The 20,715-nt window shown below is 62.8% G+C and carries 26 protein-coding genes; 17 read left to right on the top strand and 9 right to left on the bottom strand.

Annotation, left to right across the window (positions count from 1 at the left end):
* Positions 1 to 61 precede the first annotated feature (61 nt).
* Genes NJ75_RS06390 through NJ75_RS06405 form a run of 4 tightly spaced genes read left to right on the top strand, consistent with a single transcriptional unit; the run spans position 62 to position 3,118 of the window.
* On the top strand, positions 62 to 1,351 hold the full coding sequence (locus NJ75_RS06390) for a hypothetical protein (RefSeq protein WP_052242127.1): 1,290 nt from the start codon (positions 62 to 64) through the stop codon (positions 1,349 to 1,351).
* A gap of 32 nt (positions 1,352 to 1,383) precedes the next feature.
* Positions 1,384 to 1,998 carry an HdaA/DnaA family protein gene (locus NJ75_RS06395; protein WP_039332637.1) on the top strand — a complete coding sequence of 205 codons (615 nt, stop codon included), beginning with the start codon at positions 1,384 to 1,386 and terminating at the stop codon, positions 1,996 to 1,998.
* Positions 1,999 to 2,024: 26 nt separating this feature from the next.
* Entirely contained in the window at positions 2,025 to 2,750 is a 726-nt protein-coding gene (gene epsC / locus NJ75_RS06400) for a serine O-acetyltransferase EpsC (protein ID WP_039332639.1), read from the top strand.
* Between the two features lie 2 nt (positions 2,751 to 2,752).
* Positions 2,753 to 3,118, top strand: a complete 366-nt coding sequence (locus NJ75_RS06405) for a DUF2794 domain-containing protein (protein WP_230487778.1) — start codon at positions 2,753 to 2,755, stop codon at positions 3,116 to 3,118.
* On the opposite strand, the gene NJ75_RS06410 is transcribed toward NJ75_RS06405, so the two are convergent.
* The 9 genes from NJ75_RS06410 to pyrE all read right to left on the bottom strand — a co-directional run bounded on the left by NJ75_RS06410 (position 3,115) and on the right by pyrE (position 9,438).
* Positions 3,115 to 3,477, bottom strand: a complete 363-nt coding sequence (locus NJ75_RS06410; protein WP_052242158.1) for a PaaI family thioesterase — start codon at positions 3,475 to 3,477, stop codon at positions 3,115 to 3,117. The two genes, NJ75_RS06405 and NJ75_RS06410, sit on opposite strands and share 4 nt — an antisense overlap.
* A 50-nt stretch (positions 3,478 to 3,527) precedes the next feature.
* Positions 3,528 to 4,031: a PaaI family thioesterase gene (locus tag NJ75_RS06415; protein ID WP_082013294.1), complete on the bottom strand. Its 504-nt coding sequence runs from the start codon at positions 4,029 to 4,031 to the stop codon at positions 3,528 to 3,530.
* A gap of 53 nt (positions 4,032 to 4,084) precedes the next feature.
* Positions 4,085 to 4,528, bottom strand: a complete 444-nt coding sequence (gene ruvX, locus NJ75_RS06420) for a Holliday junction resolvase RuvX (protein WP_236727081.1) — start codon at positions 4,526 to 4,528, stop codon at positions 4,085 to 4,087.
* Positions 4,529 to 4,548: 20 nt separating this feature from the next.
* Positions 4,549 to 5,655, bottom strand: a complete 1,107-nt coding sequence (locus NJ75_RS06425; protein ID WP_330217041.1) for a DUF3089 domain-containing protein — start codon at positions 5,653 to 5,655, stop codon at positions 4,549 to 4,551.
* 53 nt (positions 5,656 to 5,708) lie between these two features.
* Entirely contained in the window at positions 5,709 to 6,770 is a 1,062-nt protein-coding gene (locus NJ75_RS06430; protein ID WP_039332899.1) for an AI-2E family transporter, read from the bottom strand.
* 5 nt (positions 6,771 to 6,775) lie between these two features.
* Positions 6,776 to 7,621, bottom strand: a complete 846-nt coding sequence (lepB, locus tag NJ75_RS06435; RefSeq protein WP_244885380.1) for a signal peptidase I — start codon at positions 7,619 to 7,621, stop codon at positions 6,776 to 6,778.
* Positions 7,622 to 7,683: 62 nt separating this feature from the next.
* Positions 7,684 to 8,103 carry a holo-ACP synthase gene (gene acpS / locus NJ75_RS06440; protein ID WP_039332649.1) on the bottom strand — a complete coding sequence of 140 codons (420 nt, stop codon included), beginning with the start codon at positions 8,101 to 8,103 and terminating at the stop codon, positions 7,684 to 7,686.
* 10 nt (positions 8,104 to 8,113) lie between these two features.
* Positions 8,114 to 8,857: a pyridoxine 5'-phosphate synthase gene (locus tag NJ75_RS06445; RefSeq protein ID WP_039332650.1), complete on the bottom strand. Its 744-nt coding sequence runs from the start codon at positions 8,855 to 8,857 to the stop codon at positions 8,114 to 8,116.
* Positions 8,854 to 9,438: an orotate phosphoribosyltransferase gene (gene pyrE, locus NJ75_RS06450; RefSeq protein ID WP_039332651.1), complete on the bottom strand. Its 585-nt coding sequence runs from the start codon at positions 9,436 to 9,438 to the stop codon at positions 8,854 to 8,856. The genes NJ75_RS06445 and pyrE overlap by 4 nt, the downstream gene beginning before the upstream one ends.
* A gap of 269 nt (positions 9,439 to 9,707) precedes the next feature.
* Between pyrE and coxB the strand changes: the two genes are divergently transcribed.
* The 13 genes from coxB (at position 9,708) to moaA (ending at position 20,715) form a co-directional block, all read left to right on the top strand.
* A complete protein-coding gene (gene coxB / locus NJ75_RS06455; protein WP_082013308.1) occupies positions 9,708 to 10,706 on the top strand; it encodes a cytochrome c oxidase subunit II in 999 nt (332 codons plus the stop codon).
* 30 nt (positions 10,707 to 10,736) lie between these two features.
* Positions 10,737 to 12,428, top strand: a complete 1,692-nt coding sequence (ctaD, locus tag NJ75_RS06460; protein WP_039332652.1) for a cytochrome c oxidase subunit I — start codon at positions 10,737 to 10,739, stop codon at positions 12,426 to 12,428.
* 154 nt (positions 12,429 to 12,582) lie between these two features.
* The gene (locus tag NJ75_RS06465; RefSeq protein ID WP_039332654.1) at positions 12,583 to 13,509 is read left to right on the top strand and encodes a heme o synthase; all 927 of its coding nucleotides are present in this window, start codon (positions 12,583 to 12,585) and stop codon (positions 13,507 to 13,509) included.
* On the top strand, positions 13,509 to 13,673 hold the full coding sequence (locus NJ75_RS24715) for a hypothetical protein (RefSeq protein ID WP_169745704.1): 165 nt from the start codon (positions 13,509 to 13,511) through the stop codon (positions 13,671 to 13,673). Before NJ75_RS06465 ends, NJ75_RS24715 begins: the two co-directional genes overlap by 1 nt.
* Position 13,674: 1 nt before the next feature.
* Positions 13,675 to 14,316, top strand: coding sequence for a cytochrome c oxidase assembly protein (locus tag NJ75_RS06470; protein WP_039332656.1), 642 nt, complete (start codon positions 13,675 to 13,677; stop codon positions 14,314 to 14,316).
* 82 nt (positions 14,317 to 14,398) lie between these two features.
* The gene (locus tag NJ75_RS06475; protein WP_039332657.1) at positions 14,399 to 15,220 is read left to right on the top strand and encodes a cytochrome c oxidase subunit 3; all 822 of its coding nucleotides are present in this window, start codon (positions 14,399 to 14,401) and stop codon (positions 15,218 to 15,220) included.
* Entirely contained in the window at positions 15,220 to 15,591 is a 372-nt protein-coding gene (locus NJ75_RS23710) for a DUF983 domain-containing protein (protein WP_082013295.1), read from the top strand. Before NJ75_RS06475 ends, NJ75_RS23710 begins: the two co-directional genes overlap by 1 nt.
* Positions 15,591 to 16,184, top strand: a complete 594-nt coding sequence (locus NJ75_RS06485) for an SURF1 family protein (RefSeq protein ID WP_039332661.1) — start codon at positions 15,591 to 15,593, stop codon at positions 16,182 to 16,184. Before NJ75_RS23710 ends, NJ75_RS06485 begins: the two co-directional genes overlap by 1 nt.
* Positions 16,185 to 16,243: 59 nt before the next feature.
* Positions 16,244 to 17,650: a threonine synthase gene (gene thrC / locus NJ75_RS06490; protein ID WP_039332663.1), complete on the top strand. Its 1,407-nt coding sequence runs from the start codon at positions 16,244 to 16,246 to the stop codon at positions 17,648 to 17,650.
* Positions 17,643 to 18,527 carry a class I SAM-dependent methyltransferase gene (locus NJ75_RS06495; RefSeq protein WP_039332903.1) on the top strand — a complete coding sequence of 295 codons (885 nt, stop codon included), beginning with the start codon at positions 17,643 to 17,645 and terminating at the stop codon, positions 18,525 to 18,527. Before thrC ends, NJ75_RS06495 begins: the two co-directional genes overlap by 8 nt.
* A gap of 54 nt (positions 18,528 to 18,581) precedes the next feature.
* The gene (locus NJ75_RS06500; RefSeq protein ID WP_039332665.1) at positions 18,582 to 18,956 is read left to right on the top strand and encodes a dihydroneopterin aldolase; all 375 of its coding nucleotides are present in this window, start codon (positions 18,582 to 18,584) and stop codon (positions 18,954 to 18,956) included.
* Positions 18,953 to 19,714 carry an SDR family oxidoreductase gene (locus NJ75_RS06505; RefSeq protein WP_039332667.1) on the top strand — a complete coding sequence of 254 codons (762 nt, stop codon included), beginning with the start codon at positions 18,953 to 18,955 and terminating at the stop codon, positions 19,712 to 19,714. Before NJ75_RS06500 ends, NJ75_RS06505 begins: the two co-directional genes overlap by 4 nt.
* The gene (gene moaA, locus NJ75_RS06510) at positions 19,711 to 20,715 is read left to right on the top strand and encodes a GTP 3',8-cyclase MoaA (RefSeq protein WP_039332669.1); all 1,005 of its coding nucleotides are present in this window, start codon (positions 19,711 to 19,713) and stop codon (positions 20,713 to 20,715) included. Before NJ75_RS06505 ends, moaA begins: the two co-directional genes overlap by 4 nt.

Consider the following 20,715-nt stretch of genomic DNA (forward strand, 5'->3'; position numbering starts at 1 on the left):
AAAGCGGGCATCCAATTGCGGAATTCGAATTCCGTGTGCGTTACCGGCCGGACCTTCGGCCATGACTGGTTTCGGAGTTCCCTTGGTCGCCCTGCATCTGCCACTCGAAAAAGCGAAGAACCGCAAGGCGCTGATGCTGGGCATTGCCCTCGTCGCGGGGCTGGGCGGGGCTGCTCTTGTCGCGCAGATCGAGGGTGATCGCGGCATTCCGCCGATCGCCAGCAATGGCGACTATGAAGTGCGTGGGATCGAGGTGAACGTCGGCGGTGACAATGCCGAGGACGCACGCAACAAGGGCTGGCGTGAAGCGCAGCGCAAGGCGTGGACCAAGCTCTGGGAAAGCAACGGCAGTGGCGGGGCCGCTCCAGGGCTCGATGATTCGACGATCGAATCGATGGTTTCGGCTGTGGTTGTCGAGCACGAACAGATCGGTCCGCGCCGTTACATCGCGCGTCTCGGCGTGATCTTCGACCGCGCCCGCACCGGTGAACGACTCGGCATGACCGGCGCGAAGGCCCGCTCGGCGCCGCTGCTGGTCGTGCCGGTCCTCTACCAGGGCGGCGTGGCGACGGTTTACGAAACCCGCACTCCATGGCAGAAGGCGTGGGCGGAGTATCGCACAGGCAGCAGCGCGATCGACTACGTGCGACCAGCTGGCGCAGGCTCCGATTCGCTCCTGTTGACGGCGGGGCAGCTTGATAGGCGCAGTCGCAACTGGTGGCGGCTGATCCTGGACGAATTCGGAGCGTCCGACGTGATCATGCCAATCGCGCGCCTGGACCGGCAATTCCCCGGGGGCCCTGTGACCGGCACGTTCACCGCGCGCTACGGTCCGGACAATCGCTTCCTCGGCAGCTTCACCCTGACCGCCAAGAGCGAAGCTGATCTGCCCAGGATGCTGGAAGATGCGATCGGCCGGCTGGACGGCATCTACACCCAGGCTCTCGTTGCAGGGGTCCTGAAGCCCGATCCGACGCTCAACATGGTGACCGAAATCGATCCGAAGCTGATCGAGCAGACGCTGGCAAGCGCAGGGCCGGTCGCCACGCCTGCCTCGGCGACCGCTCCCGAAGCCACGCCAAGCGCCGCTGCCACGCCGACGGTGGCTGCGGGCGGAGCAACCATAACCATCCAGTTCGCCACTGCGGACGGCCCGGCGGTCGACGCCGGCATGGCCGCAGTGCGTGGCATCCCCGGGGTGAAGAGCGCGGTCTCAAGTTCGATCGCGATTGGCGGCACGTCGGTCATGCGCGTCACCTACGCGGGCGAAATAGATACGTTGGCCGCAGCATTGCGGGCGCAGGGCTGGCGTGTGACGGTCGGCGCGGGCGCGCTTTCGATTCGCAAGTAACCCGAACCGCGATTCGAGCGTATATTCGGCAGATGTCTTCGCAGATCGCCCTTCCGCTCGTGACAGCGCGCGGTGCCGAAACCGTGGTCATGGGGCCCTGCCTGGTCCCTGTGATCGAAGCGCTGCAGTCGGCTGCCACCTGGCCCTTCCGCACCGCAATTCTCGTCGGCCCACCACGCTCGGGCAAAAGCCTGCTGGCGCGCTGGTTTGCTGAGAGTGGGGCAGGGGAGGTGTTGGACAGCGCCGATTCGCTGCCTGAGGACGAGATTTTCCATAAATGGAACCGCGCACAAGCTTCGGGACGTCCCCTTTTGCTGGTAAGCGATCGCGCTCCGGGTGACTGGACGATCACTCTGCCCGATCTCGCCTCGCGCCTGGGTTCGGCCCTGCTGATCGAGATCGGCGCACCAGACGACGAGCTCATGGCGGGCTTGATCGTGGAACATTCCGCGCGGCGAGGGCTTGTTCTGGGCGAACAGGCAATCGCCTACCTCCTGCCCAGAGTGGAACGCACGCACGCAGAAATCGAGTTGCTGATTGAAACTCTTGACCGTCTGTCTCTTGAGCGTAAATCACCCGTCACCATATCACTGGTCCGCGACGCGCTTGCCGAGCGGACAGGGGAATTCCAGCCGCGCTTGCTTTAAGCGCCTGAAAGAGAGAGAATCAGGGCATGTTCAACGGCCTGATCGCCTATCTGGACTCGATCCGCTCGCGCGATCCCGCGCCCCGCTCGCGTTGGGAGATTCTCCTCTACCCGGGACTTTGGGCCGTGGGTTTCCACCGAGTCGCGCATTGGCTGTTCGAGGCCAAGCTGTTCTTCCTGGCTCGTCTGGTGAACCATTTTTCCCGTTTTTTGACTGCGATCGACATCCATCCGGGCGCCAGGATCGGCAAGCACCTGTTTATCGACCACGGTTTCACCGTCATTGGCGAGACGGCCGAGATTGGCGACAATGTCACCATCTACCAGTGCGTCACGCTAGGCGGGACGAACCCTGCAAATGGTATCCCTGGAAAGCGTCACCCGACGTTGAGCGACAATGCGATCATCGGCTCGGGTGCCCAGATCCTGGGGCCGATCACTGTTGGTCCTCGCGCTCGAGTAGGGGCAAACGCCGTTGTGACCGACGATGTGCCTGAAGGCGCTACGATGGTCGGGCTGAAAGCTCGCTCCACGCTGGTGCCTGCAGAAACGTGGCTTAAGGAATTCATTCCCTACGGCACTCCGTGCAAGGAGCCGTGCGAGCCGAACGGCGGCTCGCGGGTTGATGAGCTTGAGGCCGAAGTCGCAGCGCTGAAGGCACAGGTTGCGGCACTCGTCGCTGCTCAGACGGGTGGCGACGATACCTCGCCTGCGCCAACTCCGACCACGGTCGGCAGAAGGAACCGCAGCTGAGCGTGACCGGCCCTGATGCCGGGACGTCCGGCACCGTCGTCCCATTCCCGAACGCGCGTGCCATCCAGCAGGTCGGCTTCGAACGGCCAGAGCTGCTGAAGATCCTCGATCTGTACGGTCGCATGGTCGCAGCCGGCCTGTGGCGCGATTATGCAATGGACTTTGGCAAGGATGCTGCTGTCTTCGCAGCGTTCAAGCGAACCGCGGAACGCCCCACGGCAAGGATTGAAAAACGGCCCTCGCTGCGCAGCAAGCAGGGCATGTGGGCACTGTTCGGAGAAGCCGGGCAAGTCCTCAAGCGCGGCCATGATTTGGCGGGTGTTCTGTCGCCGCTCGAGCGCCGTTTGATGAAGGTCGTGGAGGATTAGCTCTTCGGCTTGATCAGGAAATTCATCCAGCAGCTTGCCAGCGGTTTGTCGCGATCAGACTGCCAAGCTTCTGCGCGCACGTTGGCAATGCGCCTTCCTGCGCGGATAACCTCGCCGCGCGCGAAGGTTTCCACCGTCACGCCGCCTCGCAGGTACTCGACGGAAATGTTCACCGGCTTGATTCGCATCCTGGCGTCCTCCTCGCCGAGATGGGCGTGAAGGGCCATGATCGCGGCGATTTCCATCATGCCTGCGATAGCGCCGCCGTGAAGGAACCCAGGCCGACCCATGGCTCGATCGGAAAAATCCATTGCCAGAAGCGGGGCGTCGTCCAGCATGCCAGCGATTCGCATGCCCATTGATCGCGCATAGGGCGGCAACTTTTCCGACAAGAGAACGCCAGCTTCGCTCACTTCGCTTCTCCTGGTGAACGCGCCCAACCGTCTGCTTGGACCTGGATGAAGATGCCGGCAGCGTGCGCTACGGGATCAGTGATGTCGCCGTCGTGGGCAATGCCCCGGACGAACGCCATCGACTTCTTCAACTGGTAGCACTCTGCCCAGGCAATAATCGTTTTGCCTGGCGTTGCGGCGCGAACATAGTCGACACGCAGGTCCAACGTCACTTGCGGGCGAAAGCCGCCGCGCAGTGCCCAGACGGACATCGACGTGGCATTGTCCAGCAAACTGATTATCGGGCCGGAAGCGAGTACGCCCGTCTCGCGATCGCCGACCAAGTCCTCGCGCCAAGGCAGGCCAAGCTCGACCCAGTTATCCCCATGAGTGCGATACTGCATGCCTATGAAGCCGGTATGCCCGTGGCGCATCATGAATTTGCCGAACTGCTTCGGATTGAAATCCATGCCCGGCGGAATCGCGGGCCTTCCTCCGGCGGGTTCGGGCGTTGTATCCATGATTGTTTCCCTGCCGCAGCTATGGTGCGATTACAAGCGTATTAAGCGGGCGATTAAAATGCGCTTCCGGCCAGTGCGTCGATGGCGCCTTGCAGGATCAGGGCAGCGGCGTGTGAATCGATGCGTTCTGCCCGCTTGGCCCGGCTGAAGTCCTGCTCGATCATCGCCCGCTCGGCGGCCTGCGTAGTCCACCGCTCGTCCCAAAGGAGGATCGGCAGCCCAAGATCCTCGAGGTTGCGAGCGATAGCTCTGGCGCCTTGCGACCTCGGGCTTTCCGATCCGTCCATATTGAGCGGCAGACCAATCACGAGCCCTACGACACCGCGTTCCTCGATCAGCGCCTGCAGCTTTGCCTTGTCGGCGGTGAATTTGCCGCGCTGAAGTGTCTTGCCTGCCGTGGCGAAGCGCCAGTCTCGGTCGCACAGGGCAATGCCGATGGTCTTGGTGCCAGTATCCAGCCCCATCAGCACCCCGCCTTCGGGCAACTCGTCGCGCATGCAAAGGGCCGACTGGGTGATCACTTGGCCGCACGCCCGTGCAGCTTTTCCCATGCCGCCGCCCGCCGAGCTACATCGGCGCGCAGGTTCGCCCAGAACAACGGTATGTCGTAAACGTGATAGTTGTTTCCCGGAAGAACGAAGGGCCCGAGATCGGGCGCATCCCCGATCATCAACAAGCCGGTCTTGGCATCGCAACGCGCAGGCACGGCCTTCGGGATCAGTTCTCCGGAATCGAGATGCTCACTCGGCTTCAACGTGCCCAGATTGGCGGCAGCCGGGGCGGAGCCGCCCACGCTTCCGGTCAGCGGATTCGTGCAAAGTACGGGGCGCGCGTCCTTCTGCTTGCCATCCAGGGCAGGCCTCGTGCGGTAGGCTTCCAGTACCAGCTCGGGATCGGCAGGCTCGGCAAAACTGGCCCAGGTCATCACGCATCCTGCCGCCTCGGCCGAAGCGCAGGCCGGAAGTCCCATCTGTGGCAGATCATGCTCAACCGATATCGGCCAGCCGATCGGATAGGCCGCGACTATCCGCGACGCGAGCGTTGTGTCCGCAACCCGATCCTTGAGCAGGTGCAAGAGGTGAAGGGCGCCCTGGCTGTGACCCGCCAGCACGATCGGCTTGTCGGCGGGCACGTTCGCCAGGAACGCATCGAAAGCCTGGCGCACATCGGCGTACGCAGATTCAAGCGCCATCTCCCCTTCGGCCTTGTCGGTGAGAAAAGCGCCGAAAGCGGCCTGACGGTAGCGTGGAGCCCAGACTTGTGACTGCTGGTTGAAGGCCGATGCCATGCCTTGCACGAAAAAGGTTGCGCGCCGATTGCTGTCAGCGTCGTCCAGGGGTCCATTCCAGTTCTCGCGAGCAAGATAGCTCGTAGGGTGAATGAAAAAAACCGCAGCAGGCCCCTTTGCTCCGCTATTGTCCACGCCTGTCGGGACCCACTGCGCCGGGTCGTTCTGCATCCCCGGCCGCGCGAACCACATCTTGTTTCCGGAATAGGCATCGGCCGGAAGAGGCTCGAGCCTGCCGTATGAAACTCGCGGAACAAATGCGAAGCGGGTCAGCTCGTTCTGCCAGATGCTCAGCGCGAAGACCGCAGCAATCACCATCACGATGAGGAGAGCCATGAGATACAGGAACTTGCGGACCATTCTTCGTCTCAAATCTCGAGGGGCCAGATTCAGCTATCGACCCGGTTTGCAGAGTTGCGTTCAGCCTGGCGTTCGAGCATGATCTTCATCATGGCGACGATTGGATCCGCCAGCATAAGGCCGAGAATTCCGAACAGCAGCCCGAACATCAACTGTGCGCCGAGCACGAGCGCGGGTGCAAGATCGACTGTCCTCCTGGCAACCATTGGCACGATCACATTCCCGTCCACCGTCTGCACGACGATGTAGACGGCAATGCAGAACAGTCCCATCTCCGTGCCACCGGAAAAGCCGACCATGATCATCAGGGCTCCGGAAATCGGCGCGCCGATATTCGGCAGGAATGCCAGCAGCCCGGTCAGCAGACCAAGCAAAGCAGCCATCGGCACACCCCACCACGCAAGCAGGGCCCAGGTGGCCACGCCTTCCACTGTCATTCCGAGGAGGCGGCCGAACAGCAGCATGCGCAGAGATTTGCCCATGCGCAGAGCAGTCGTTTCCCAGTGCTCGCGGCTGTCTTCCGGCAGCATCCAGGCAACGCCCCGGCGGTAGAGGTCCGGCTCGAGAACGAAGTAGATCGACAGAATGAGGATCAGAAAGGCAGTGGTGAATCCGTTCAGTACGCCTCCAAGCGCCCGCGTGACCTGTCCGACGCTGCCTAGAACCTGACCCGCGATGTTCTGCAGATCCAGATTCTGCACATTCACGCCGTGCCCTTCCGCCCAGGCGCTCAACCTGGTGAGCTGCGTCTGGATGACCTGGGGCAGTTCGGCTGCCTGCGCTGCGATCTGCCCGCCAGCAAAGATCACCACCCACACCAGGAATGCCAGCGTGCCAACCAGGACGATGACGATCCTGAAGCTGCGGGGAATTCGCGGCAGGACCCTTGCGATCAGCCGTTGGCCTCCGTCGATCATGGCCGCAAAGACAATGCCGCCGATGATGACCATGATTGGCTGCGCCAGCAGCACCGCCAGCGCGAACAACCCAGCGATTCCCAACCAGACTGCGGCCTTCTTTGCCTCTCTCCGCACCAGATTGTCGGTTATATCGGTCGGACCGGCCGTAGCGGTGGGTTCGCATTCATCCATTTGCATCACCGCTTGTCTGGATCGTCCGTCACCAAGGATTGCTGGCCGATTTCCGGGCGCAGTCTGGTCCAGGCGCGATCTTTGCGCAAGGCGGTCCACCAGGTCCACGGGTTCCAGCTTTCGCTGCCATCGAGCGAAAAGGTGACGAACTCGGCCCGGCCGCCGACATTGGCCAGTGGCACCGGTCCACCAAGGCCACGTTCCTCGATCAGAGCCCGACTATCGGCCGAATGGTCGCGGTTGTCCCCCATAAGGAAGACATGTCCCGGCGGAACGAGCGTTTCCTGATAGTTGTCCAGCACCTGATCCATGTGGTCGATGATCACATAGCTGGCCCCGTTGGGGAGTGTCTCCCGGAATGCCGGCAGCTCGAAGACTTCGCGGCCATCATCCAGACGGGTCCGGTAGCGCTCGAACATGTCGTAGCAGGGGGCGCCGTCACACGACAATTGCGGATCGGCAGGGATCTGCACTGGCGGCTCGGCTTGTTGCGGGACGAGTTTTCCGTTCAGGATGATCTGTCCGTGGATGACCGCGATCCGGTCCCCGGGAAGAGCGACGACCCGCTTGATGTAGTCCTCATCCCTGTCCGGCGGCACGGCAATCACGATGTCGCCATATTCCGGGGTCTTGGGCAGCAAGCGCTCCGACCCGCGAGGCAGGATGTGGAAGGATGCCGAGACCCAGGACCAGCCGTAGGGGTATTTGGCAACGATCAACCGGTCGCCCACCAGGAGGTTCGGCATCATCGAGATCGAGGGAATGTAGAAGGGCTTGGCAATCAGGCTGTGAAACGTCACGACCGCCAGCAGCATCAGGAAAAGACCGCGGATCTCTGCCCACCAATCCACGCCACCGGGCGGTGGCGGGGGAGGTGAAAGCTCTTGCTGTGGCTGGGCTGGGGTTTCGGCGGTCAAACTGCGGACTTTTCTGCCAGGGGGCGGGCCTCGATGACAACGAAGGCCTGAGCCCACGGGTGGTCGTCGGTCAAGGTCAGGTGAACAATCGCCTCGTAACCATCGGGGGTTATCGCGGCAAGGCGAGCTGCAGCCCCCCCTGTCAAGGCAAGCGTCGGCGCTCCCGACTTCGCGTTGACGACTCCGATGTCCTTCATGAACACACCGGCCTTAAATCCGGTCCCGACGGCCTTGGAAAACGCCTCCTTGGCGGCAAAGCGCTTGGCCAGCGTGCCAGCTATGGTGAGAGGGCGGCGTGCGGCCTTGGCCTTCTCGACTTCGGTGAACACGCGATCAATGAAGCGGTCGCCGAAACGATCGATCGAGTTCCGGATCCGCTCGATGTTACAGAGGTCCGAGCCCATGCCGATGATCATGCTTCGGCCGTTACCGTGCTTCGTCCATCAGGTCGCGCATGCGGCGCACCGCTGCCTCGAGTCCGACAAAGATGGCTTCCCCTATGAGGTAGTGGCCGATGTTCAGTTCGGCCAGCTGCGGAATCGCTGCGATCGGCTGGACGTTCTCGTAAGTCAGGCCATGTCCCGCATGCGGCTCGATCCCGTTCCGTGCTGCGAGCGCAGCCATATCGGCAATACGCTTCAATTCGATTGCGCGCGCGTCGCCTTCAGCGTGCGCATATTCACCGGTATGCAGTTCAACCACCGGTGCGCCGAGCTTCATTGCCGCCTCGATCTGGCGGGCCTCGGGTGCGATGAACAGGCTTACCCTGATTCCGGCATCCGAAAGGCGTGCCACGATCGGGGCAAGCCGGTTGTGCTGGCCGGCGGCATCAAGCCCGCCCTCGGTCGTCCGCTCCTCGCGCCGCTCCGGGACGATGCAGGCAGCGTGCGGCTTATGGCGCAGCGCGATCTCGAGCATCTCGTCGGTCGCGGCCATCTCGAGGTTGAGCGGCAGGTTGGTGGCCGCCTGAATGCGGGCGAGGTCCTCGTCGCGGATGTGCCGGCGATCTTCGCGCAGGTGTGCGGTGATCCCATCACCGCCTACGCTGGCAACGATCTCGGCTGCGCGAACCGGATCCGGATGGTCTCCGCCTCGGGCATTGCGGATCGTTGCGACGTGATCGATGTTCACGCCCAGGCGGAGGCGGCCCGGTGTTAGAACGCTGCTCACGGCTTGGCCCGGCTGCCCGGCTTGACCGCTTCGGTCGCGGCCAGTTCGGGCGGCAGTTCATCGGGCGCATAAGTCGGAAAGTTCAGCGCGACGAGCGGGAAGAACGGAACGCCGAGGTCGACGCTACCGGCCGATCGGTCGACGAGCGCCGCCGCCGCGATGACCTGGCCGCCGGCTTCCTCGATGGCCTTGATGGCCTCGCGGCTGGAAAGGCCGGTCGTCACCACGTCCTCGACCATCAGCACCTTCTCACCCTGGTTCAGCGAGAAGCCACGGCGCAACTGGAACGTCCCGGTCGGACGCTCGACGAACATAGCCTCGACACCCAGCGCGCGTCCCATTTCATGCCCGATGATTACGCCGCCCATGGCCGGCGACACCACCTTCTGGATCTGCTGGCGCAATTCGCGCGGAATCTTCTGAGCGGTTGCCGCAGCTAGACGCGAGGCGCGCATCGGGTCCATCAGGACACGGGCGCATTGCAGGTAGTGCGCGCTGTGACGCCCTGAGGAGAGCAGGAAGTGCCCTTCGAGCAACGCCTGGCTGGCACGGAATTCGGAAAGGATGTCGTCTTCGAGCATCGGTCTGCCTGGAATATTGCCGCAACGCCCCGCAAATGGCCCCTGCCTGCGCCGGGAGCAACCCTTTTCGAACAGCGTTGTGACGGACTGTTTCGGCATTGCCCGAATGGCCATGAGAGCCCCATGAAAAATATGCGTTCTGCCGCTTGAGGCTTGGGACAGCTACGCGTATAGGCCGCTCCAATCGAGGGACTTAGAGGAGGTGCGCAAGTGCCTCCTTGATGCAGCGCAACAAGCGCGCAAACAGGGAAAAAGCGGAAACTTTGACGATGAGTCTTGCCGATACCGCCCGTTCCATGGGCAAAGCTTTCCGGACCTTTGGCGTCGCTGCCGCGCTGACTTTCGGGACCCAGGCCATGGCTGCAGCACCTGCTGCGCCGGTTGCAACCGAAGCTGCAGCTCCGGTTGCCGCTGCGCCGGCTGCGGCCGCCAGCGACTCGGCTGCGCCTGCAGTTGCCGCCGAAGCCGCACCGGTTGACAAGGGCTACTACACTCCCATGAAGCCGACTGCCGGCAAGGGCCAGCCGGTCGACAAGGGATGGACCTTCCAGGACCAGTATTCGCCGATCGGCGAGGAAGGCCTCTGGATGCACGACGTGATCCTCATGCCGATCATCGTTGCTATCTCTATCCTCGTGCTGGTGCTGCTGCTGGTCGTCATGGCCAAGTTCAACAAGCGCGCCAACCCGGTCGCTTCGAAGACCAGCCACAACACGCTGATCGAAGTGATCTGGACGCTGGTTCCGGTTCTCATCCTGGTCGTGATCGCGGTTCCGTCCATCCGCCTTCTTGCTCACCAGTACGATCCCGCCCCTAAGGGTGCGCTGACCGTCAAGGTCACCGGCTATCAGTGGTACTGGGGCTACACTTATCCTGACAACGGAGGTTTCGAAGTCATTTCGAACATGCTGTCGGAAGAAGATGCTCTCAAGGCGGGCGAGCCTGCGCACCTGGCGGTGGATAACCGCATGGTCGTTCCGGCGGGTGAGCCGATCCGCATCCAGACCATCGGTTCGGACGTGATCCACGCTTTTGCCGTACCGTCGCTGTGGTTCAAGCTCGACGCCGTGCCGGGCCGCATCAACGAGAAGGTACTCTTCATCAAGGAGCCGGGCGTTTATTACGGCCAGTGCTCCGAGCTGTGCGGCGCCCGCCACGGCTATATGCCGATCGCGGTGGAAGCCCTGCCGCGCGACAAGTTCGAGGCTTGGGTGAAGACCCAGCCCGGCGGCACCGTTGGGGCGGCTCCAGCCGCTCCTGCCGCCTGACGCGATGTTCATGCACAAGGTTTGACCGAGATGGCCACCATTCCAGCAAACGAAGGTTTCGATGCGCATCACGATGCGCACGACCACGATCATGACCACAAGCCTGGGTTTTTCGCCCGCTGGTTCATGTCTACCAATCACAAGGACATCGGCACGCTCTACCTGATCTTCGCAATCTTCGCGGGGGTTATCGGTGGTGCCGTATCCGGCATCATGCGTGCCGAACTCGCTGCGCCTGGTATTCAGTACCTTGGGTGGTGGACCGAGTTCCTTGGAGGCAACGCGGCTGATTTCAACGCCACGCTCCACATGTGGAACGTGCTGATCACCGCCCACGGTCTGATCATGGTGTTCTTTATGGTCATGCCGGCAATCATCGGCGGCTTTGGCAACTGGTTCGTTCCGATCATGATCGGTGCGCCGGACATGGCCTTCCCGCGCATGAACAACGTGTCGTTCTGGCTGACTTTCGTTGGTTTCTGCTCGCTCATGTTCTCGGCATTCATGCCGGGCGGCACGGGCATCGGTGCCGGCACGGGCTGGACGGTCTATGCACCGCTGTCCACCTCGGGTTCGGTCGGACCGGCCGTCGATTTCGCGATCTTCTCGCTGCACCTTTCGGGCGCGGGTTCGATCCTCGGCGCGATCAATTTCATCACCACGATCTTCAACATGCGTGCGCCGGGCATGACCCTGCACAAGATGCCGCTGTTCGTGTGGTCCGTGCTCGTCACCGCGTTCCTGTTGCTGCTGGCGCTGCCGGTTCTGGCCGCCGCCATCACCATGCTGCTGACCGATCGCAACTTCGGCACGACCTTCTTCGATCCTGCCGGCGGTGGTGATCCGGTTCTCTACCAGCACCTGTTCTGGTTCTTCGGCCACCCCGAAGTGTACATCATGATTCTGCCGGGCTTCGGCATCATCAGCCAGATCATCTCGACCTTCTCGAAGAAGCCGGTGTTCGGCTACCTGGGCATGGCCTACGCCATGGTTGCGATCGGCGTCGTCGGCTTCATCGTGTGGGCGCACCACATGTACACCACCGGCCTCGACGTGAACACGAAGATGTACTTCACCGCCGCGACCATGGTCATTGCAGTGCCGACCGGCATCAAGATCTTCTCGTGGATCGCGACGATGTGGGGCGGCAGCCTCGAGTTCAAGTCCCCGATGGTCTGGGCGCTGGGCTTCATCTTCCTGTTCACCGTGGGTGGTGTCACCGGCGTGGTGCTGGCCAACGGCGGCGTGGACGACAATCTGCACGACACTTACTACGTGGTCGCACACTTCCACTACGTGCTGTCGCTGGGTGCCGTGACCTCGCTCTTCGCCGGGTTCTACTACTGGTTCCCGAAGATGAGCGGCCGCATGCACTCCGAGTTCCTGAGCCACCTTCAGTTCTGGGTGTTCTTCGTCGGCGTGAACCTGATCTTCTTCCCGATGCACTTCCTCGGGGTTCAGGGCATGCCGCGTCGTTATCCGGACTACGCTCTGGCCTACTCATACTGGAACAAGATCGCTTCGATCGGGTACGTCATCATGGCCGTCTCCATCGTGATCTTCTTCATCAACATCCTCTACGCATTCCTTGCCGGCAAGAAGGCTGAAGCCAACTACTGGGGTGAAGGTGCGACGACGCTGGAGTGGACTCTGTCCTCGCCCCCGCCGTTCCACCAGTTCGAAACCCTGCCGGTGATCGACGACGCCGCTCACGCACACTGAGCTTATCGTCGGCCCAAGGGCTGAAACAGAAAGGGCCTCCGGAGCGATCCGGGGGCCCTTCTCCTGTCCGGACCAAGCACAACAAACCTGCCCGAACGCCTCGTCCCGTTTCGCTTTCCATGAACGTCAGGTGCGCGTATAGGCGCGGCCAATCATGGATTCTGCAACACCCCTCGGCTCGACCGTAGCCCTGCCCGCGGAGTGGCGCGATTTCTTCGCGCTGACCAAGCCGCGCGTGATGACGCTGGTCATCTTCAGCGGCCTGTGCGGCCTTCTAGCCGCGCCCGGCCAGATTCACCCGATCCTCGCCTTCACTGCCATCCTGTGCATCGCCGTCGGTGCTGGCGGCGCTGCGGCGCTCAACATGTGGTGGGAAGCCGATATCGACGCAGGCATGAAGCGCACGTCAAAGCGGCCGCTGCCGTCAGGCCGCATGGACCCGACCTCGGCGCGTGACTTCGGTTTTGCGCTGTCGGGAGCGTCCGTGGTGATCATGGGGCTGGGCGTGAACTGGCTTGCGGCAGCCATCCTCGCCTTCTCGATCTTCTACTACGCCTGGATCTACACCGTCTGGCTCAAGCCTCGGACGCCGCAGAACATCGTGATCGGTGGCGGGGCAGGGGCGTTCCCGCCGTTGATCGGCTGGGTAGCGGTGACGGGCAACATCACGCTGATGCCTGTTCTGCTGTTCCTGATCATCTTCATGTGGACGCCGCCTCACTTCTGGGCACTCGCCCTGTTCGTGCAGATCGATTACGCCAAGGTTGGTATTCCGATGATGCCGGTCGTTGCAGGCGAGAAGTCCACGCGCCGTCAGATTCTGATCTACGCATTGCTGCTTCTGCCCGTCACGCTCGCGCCGTGGTGGATCGGCGGAACCGGCTGGGTCTACGGTGTTTCCGCGCTGGTGCTGGGGGTGATCTTCGTGGCGCTCTCGATTCAAGTGGGACTGCGCAGTTCGGAGCCCGATGACAAGATGAAGCCTGAAAAGCGCCTCTTCGCCTATTCGGTACTCTATCTCTTCGTCCTTTTCGGCATGCTGGCGGGGGACCGGCTTGCCACAGTGCAAGGCTGGCAATGATGAACGACCCCAAGCAGAATACGCACCTCGGCAAGGAAGAGACCACGCTCTATCGCGCGCGTCAGCGCAGCCGCAACAAGGTCCTCGGCATCGTGCTCGGTTCGCTTGCCGTGCTGTTCTTCGCGATCTCGATCGTGAAGATCGCTGCACAAGTGAACCACTGACATGGCCGGCGCAGTCCTGCCCGACCCGCGCAAGAACCGCAACGTGGGCCTGATGGCTGCGGGTGCAGCCCTTGCCATGCTTGGATTGGGGTATGCTTCGGTTCCGCTTTACCGCCTGTTCTGTCAGGTGACCGGTTACGGTGGCACCACGCAGCGCGCGGATTCGGAGAAACTGGCCGGCGTAAAGGTCGCCGCCAGGATGATCCGCGTCCGCTTCGACGCCAACACTGCGCCGGGCATGCCGTGGATGTTCAAGCCGCAGCAGGTGACGCAGGATCTCCGCATCGGTGAACGCAAGATCGCAACGTTCGAGGCCCGGAACCTCTCGGGCCGCCCGATCACCGGAACCGCGATATTTAACGTCTCACCCGAGCAGGCTGGCAAGTACTTCAACAAGATCCAGTGCTTCTGCTTCACCGAACAGAAGCTGATGCCCGGCCAGGATGTGCGCATGCCGGTGATCTACTATGTCGATCCCGCGATTCTCGACGATCCCGGCGCCAGCAACATCGAGGAGATCACGTTGAGCTACACGTTCCACGAGACTACCGAAGGTGCGGCGCAGGCGGGCAATTCCGCTGCGAACAAGCCACTTGCCTCATTGACAGAAAAGCCTCTGGACCGCGCGCAAGCACGGCGATAAAGGCCCAGATGAACTGCTCCTGTAGCGTCCTGCTGCGGGCAAGCCATTACGACCAGATTTGACTGGGGGAATTGAGGCGATCATGGCCGGCGCAAAGAACCACGATTATCATATCCTTCCGCCCGACGTGTGGCCCTTCGTCGGTGCCATCTCGGCCCTGACCATGACCAGCGGTGGCGTGCTCTATATGCACAAGATGGCTGGCGGCACTGCCGTCATGCTGCTTGGCCTGCTGGGCGTCATCGTCACGTTCTTCTCGTGGTTCGGCAAGATCATCAAGGAAGCGCATGCGGGCGACCATACTCCGGTCGTTCAGCTCCATCAGCGCTACGGCATGATTCTTTTCATCGCTTCCGAAGTGATGTTCTTCGTCGGCTGGTTCTGGGCGTTCTTCGACTTTTCGCTGTTCCCGTCGGAATTGGCCGAAGTGGTTGGTGGCCAGTGGCCACCCAAGGCGATCGAAGCGGTGATGGATCCCTTTGACCTGCCGTTGCTCAACACCCTGATCCTGCTCTGCTCGGGCACCACGCTGACCTGGGCGCACCACGCTCTGATCCATGGTGATCGCGAAGGTCTCAAGAAGGGCCTTTGGGCGACGATCCTGCTCGGTCTGCTTTTCTCGGGCATCCAGGCTTATGAATACGCTGGTGCTCCGTTCGCCTTCGGCACCAACACTTTCGGTTCGTCGTTCTACATGGCGACCGGGTTCCACGGCTTCCACGTGATCGTTGGCACGATCTTCCTGATCGTGTGCCTTATTCGTGCGTACAAGGGCCATTTCACCCCGCGCCAGCACTTCGGCTTCGAAGCGGCTGCGTGGTATTGGCACTTCGTTGACGTGGTTTGGCTGTTCCTGTTCGTGGCGATCTACGTCTGGGGCAGCTGGGGTTATCCCACCCACTGATGCCCGAAGGCAAAAGCCAGAACACGAAGGGGCAGCCGGGGATCACCCAGGCTGCCCTTTTCGGTTTATGCCCACGCTGTGGCGCGAAAGGGCTGTGGGCTGGGCTCGGGGCTCTGGCGGAACGGTGCGCTTCATGCGGGCTGGAATTCGAACGACATGAGCCGCGAGGGCGGGGAATGTATCTCGTGGTCCTCCCCATCACGATCCTGCTGGTCCTTGCTGCGCTCAAGCTGGACGATATTGTCCAGTTGCCGATCTGGGCGCTGATTGGCCTGTGGGGAACGCTCGTCCCGGCCGTCGTGACCGTCGCCCTGCGCTATGCCAAGGCAACCGTGCTGATGGCGCGACTCGAAAAGGAAGGTCTTCTTTGATGCGGCGCGTGCCGATTGTCTCTACCGTGATCGTGATCGCTGCTATCCTGACCATGATCGGGCTCGGGGTCTGGCAGCTTGAGCGGCTGCAGTGGAAGCAGAACCTCATGGCACATTACGTGGCGGCCATGGCAAATCCGGCGGCAGTGCCGTTCCCTTCGGCCGATCCGCAGCAGACAGAAGCCGTTCTGTTCCGCCGGTCGAGCGTGACTTGCCGCTTCACCTCGGATTGGAACTCCATCGCCGGGCGAAACGGCAAAGATCAGGCAGGTTACGTCCATGTCGTGCTCTGCGGGATTGATGGGAACAAGACAGCGTATGTCCAGGTAGGCTGGACCCAAGGCCCCCAGCATCCGGAGTGGGAAGGCGGAGAGGTCAGTGGTTTGATTGTGCCCTACATGGATGGAAACGCTCGCCTGATAGCCGACCCCGCGGTTTCCGGCTTCGAGGCCAGTGCGAAGCCAAACCCCAGCGACATTCCAAACAACCACCTTGCCTATGCGGTGCAATGGTTCTTCTTCGCCGGTGTGGCACAGATCATTTATGCCCTCGCCCTGCGCAAGCGTTGGCGGGAGCGGGGCTCACCGTCCTGAAAGCAAGGGGCGCCTCAATCCTTGCCCTTTGCGCCCTTGGCCGCTAACCGCGCAAACCCATGAAGTACGTCAGCACCCGGGGGCAGGCACCCTCGCTCGATTTCCAGGGCGTCACGCTCGCAGGCCTCGCCTCAGATGGCGGCCTCTACGTGCCCGAGACATGGCCGCAGTTCAGCGCGGACGAGATCGCCGCCATGGCCGGTTTGCCCTACGCGAAGCTGGCGCAGACGATCATGCAGCCCTTTGTCGGCGACTGTCTGACGCCGGACCGCCTGCTTGAACTGTGCGAACAGGCATATGGCCGTTTCGCCCACGCCGCTGTCGTCCCGCTCAAGCAGCTCGACGAGACGCAGTGGGTGCTCGAACTGTTCCACGGCCCCACGCTCGCGTTCAAGGACGTCGCGCTGCAGCTGCTCGGCCTGCTGTTCGAGGAGTTCCTTGCGCGCGGCGATGATCACATCACTATCGTCGGCGCGACCTCGGGCGATACCGGCTCGGCCGCGATCGACGCTGTTGCCGGCCGTGCCAAGGTGGACATTTTCATGCTCCATCCACATGGCCGCGTGTCCGACGTGCAGCGTCGCCAGATGACCACGGTCATCGCGCCCAACGTCCACAACATCGCCATCGACGGCAGCTTCGACGACGCTCAGGCGATGGTGAAGCGCATGTTCAACGATGCCGCAATGACCAGCCGCTTCGGCATCGCAGCGGTGAACTCGATCAACTGGGCACGGTTGATGGCGCAGGTAGTCTACTACTTCTACGCCGCGCTCCAGCTTGGCGCACCACAGCGCAAGGTTGCGTTCTCGGTTCCGACGGGCAACTTCGGCGATGTCTTTGCAGGGTACGTCGCGGCCAAGATGGGCCTGCCGATCGAGCGCCTCATCGTTGCAACCAACGTCAACGACATCCTCCACCGCGCGCTGTCCAGCGGCGACTATTCCGCCAGCACCGTCACGCCAACGGCTGCGCCATCGATGGACATCCAGGTGTCCTCGAACTTCGAACGCCTGCTGTTCGACGGCTGCGGCCGAGACGGCTCTGCGCTTGCCGCGCAGATGAAGCACTTCGAGGCGACCAGGGCGATGCAGCTGACCAACGCGCAGCGCGAATCGGCAGCTGAATTGGTCACCTCCGAGCGCGCCGATGCCGGGCAGATGGCCAATGCCATGCGCTGGGCCTATGAGGCTTGCGGCGAAGTGCTCGATCCCCACACGGCAATCGGCCTCCACGCCGCTCGCGTTGCAGAAGGTATCCCCGCGGGCGTGCCGATCGTCACGCTCGCCACTGCCCATCCCGCCAAGTTCGTCGACGCGGTAGAGCGCGCCACCGGCGTCCGCCCGGGCCTGCCTTCGCGCGTAGGTGACCTGTTCGAGCGCGAGGAGCGCTATGATCGCCTTCCCGGCGAGTATGATGCTGTCGCCGCCTACGTCGCCGAGCGCGCCACGCTCAAGCATGGCTGATCTCGATCTCCAGCCGAAGTTGATGGTCGGCGAGGGCTGGGCGGACTTCGCCCTGCTCGATTCCGGCCACGGTCGGAAGCTGGAGCAATACGGCCCGCACCGGTTCATCCGCCCTGAACCGCAGGCGATGTGGACACCGCGCACTTCGGACTGGAGCGCCGACGCCGAGTTCGTCCCAGGTTCCGACGAGGACGGTGGCGGTCGCTGGCAGTTCGATCGCCCGGTCCCGCGCGAGGGCTGGGAGCTTGGCTGGAACGACGTCCGCTTCACCGCCTCCTGCACCCCGTTCCGGCACCTCGGCTTCTTCCCGGACATGGCTCCGGTGTGGGACTGGATGGGCGAGCGTCTTGCCGGCAAGCCTGACGCGCAGACTTTGAACCTGTTCGGCTACACCGGCGTCGGCACGCTGGCGCTGTCCGATTACGGTCCGGTCACCCACGTCGACGCCTCGAAGAAGTCTGTCGCCCAGGCCCGCGCCAATGCACAATTGTCAGGCATGGCCGAACGCCCGGTCCGCTGGATCATTGATGACGCTGCCAAGTTCACCGCCCGCGAAGTCCGCCGCGGTCGCCGCTACGATGGCATCATCCTCGATCCACCGAAGTTCGGCCGTGGCCCTGATGGCGAAGTCTGGCGTCTTGAGGAGAGCCTTCCCGGCCTGATTGCCGATTGCGCGCAACTGCTTGACGCCGACAGCCGCTTCCTGTTCCTCACCGTCTATGCTGTCCGTATGTCCTCCCTCGCCATTGCCGGGCTTCTGGCAGAGGCCCTGAAGGACCTGCCCGGCACGATCGAGCACGGCGACCTCTGCATCCGCGAACAGGGTGGGGGCGGACGTCACTTGCCCACGGCCATCTTCGCCCGCTGGAAAAGCTGAATCCCACCCGGTGCGATGGACTTGAGGTCGCGCCGGTGCCAAAGAGCTCATCCCATGTCAGACAGCCTGATCCTCGAAGTCGCCAATCTCGAAACCGATGTCCTGACCGGGATCTATTCGGAAGAGACCGGCCGTCCGCAGCCCCTGCGCATCACGATGCGAGTCGGGCTCAGGCATCAGGATCGCTACACCGCCGATTGCCCGCTTGCCGCCAGCAAGAACTACATGGACCTCAAGTTTGCGGCCACCGACGGCTTGCCCAAGGGGGTGCATTTCAAGCTGATCGAGGCCGTGGCAGACCACATCATCGAAACGCTGATGTTGCAGGATGATCGGGTCCAGTGGGTGGAAGTGAAGATCGTGAAGCTGGCGATCAGCGAGAACGGCGAGGAAATCGGGATCACCCTGAAGCGCGAGCGCAAGGCTTGAGCCAGCGCCCACTCGCGCTGGTCACCGGCGGTTGGCGCCGGATCGGCGGCGCGATTGCCCGCAAGCTTGCGGGTGAGGGCTGGGACCTGGCCCTCCACGCCCACCGCGCCTCGACATTCGACAATGAATTCAAGGCCCAGCTCGAATGGCTCGGTGCAGCGGTCCATCCCGTATCGGGCGACCTCGAAGATCCCGCCTATCCACCCAACCTGCTCTGCGAAGTGACCGCGCTTGCCGGTCGCTCGCCCGACCTGCTGGTGAACTGCGCCTCGCTGTTCCATGATGATCGCGCCGAGACGATCACCTCCGAAGCGCTCGAACAGCACTTCCGTGTGAACCTGTTCGCCCCGCTGCTGCTGACCCGCGCCTTCGCCGAGGCCTTGGGCGAGCGGGGCGGTTCCGTGGTCAACATCCTCGACCAGCGCGTGCTCAATCCCGTGCCGGACCAGATCAGCTACACGCTTTCGAAGCAGGCGCTTCATGCCTCGGTGCGAACGATGGCCCGCGCCATGGCGCCCAAGGTGCGCGTCAACGGGGTCGCGCCGGGCCTGATCCTGCCGACTGCTGATTACGACGCCGAACAATGGCGGCGGCTCGAGGACATCATGCCGCTCAAGCGCCTCCCTGGCGCCGACGAAATCGCCGACGCCGTGCACTACCTTGCGAGCGCCAAATCGGTCACCGGGCAGACTTTGTTCGTCGATGCCGGCGCGGCTCTTGAATCTTACGCGCGCGACTTCGTATATCTCGAGAAGTGAGCAGCCAAGCGCCTCTAATTGATCGGTTCGCCCGCCGGATCACCTACCTCCGCCTTTCGGTGACCGACCGCTGCGACTTGCGCTGCGCCTACTGCATGCCCGAGCGCATGGAGTTCCTGCCCAAGGCTGAAGTCCTTACTCTCGAAGAGCTGCACCGCCTCTCGCTCCACTTCATTGCCCGCGGCGTTCGCAAGATTCGTCTGACCGGGGGCGAGCCGCTGGTCCGCCGCGACATGATGGATCTGGTCCGCGCGCTGGGCCGCAAACTGGGCGATGGGCTAGACGAACTGACGCTGACGACCAACGGTACGCGGCTGACCGAATTCGCCGATGACCTCGCGGCCGCGGGCGTCAAGCGGATCAACGTCTCGCTCGACACGCTGGACCGTGGGGCATTTGCCAAGCTCTCCCGGCGCGACATGCTGCCGCAGGTGCTTGAAGGCATCGCCGCTGCCAAAGCCGCGGGCCTCAGGGTCAAGATCAACGCCGTCGCGCTCAAGGACATCAATGAGGCCGAAATTCCCGGGCTGATCGAATGGGCGCATGGTGCAGGGCACGACATGACTCTTATCGAGGTCATGCCGCTCGGCGAGATCGAAGGCGACCGCTTCGATCACTACCTCCCGCTCGATGCCGTCCGCCGCGATCTCGAGACGCGCTGGACCCTGACCGACAGCGATGCACGCTCCGGCGGCCCGGCGCGCTACGTCGACATTGCCGAAACCGGCGGTCGCCTCGGCTTCATAACTCCGCTTACCGGCAATTTCTGCGCCGGTTGCAACCGCGTGCGCGTCACGGCCACCGGCCAACTCTACATGTGCCTCGGTGGCGAAGGGCGCGTCGACCTGCGTGCCGCGCTGCGCTCCGATAATCCGGACAGTGCCCTGTCCGAATGTTTCGCTCGCGCCATGGGCGAAAAGCAGGAACGTCATTCCTTCGTGATCGACAGGCCTGGCAGCGCGCCGGCCGTGTCGCGCCACATGTCCACGACGGGCGGCTGA

The organism is Novosphingobium subterraneum (assembly GCF_000807925.1).
In the GTDB taxonomy this organism is placed as follows: Bacteria; Pseudomonadota; Alphaproteobacteria; order Sphingomonadales; family Sphingomonadaceae; genus Novosphingobium; species Novosphingobium subterraneum.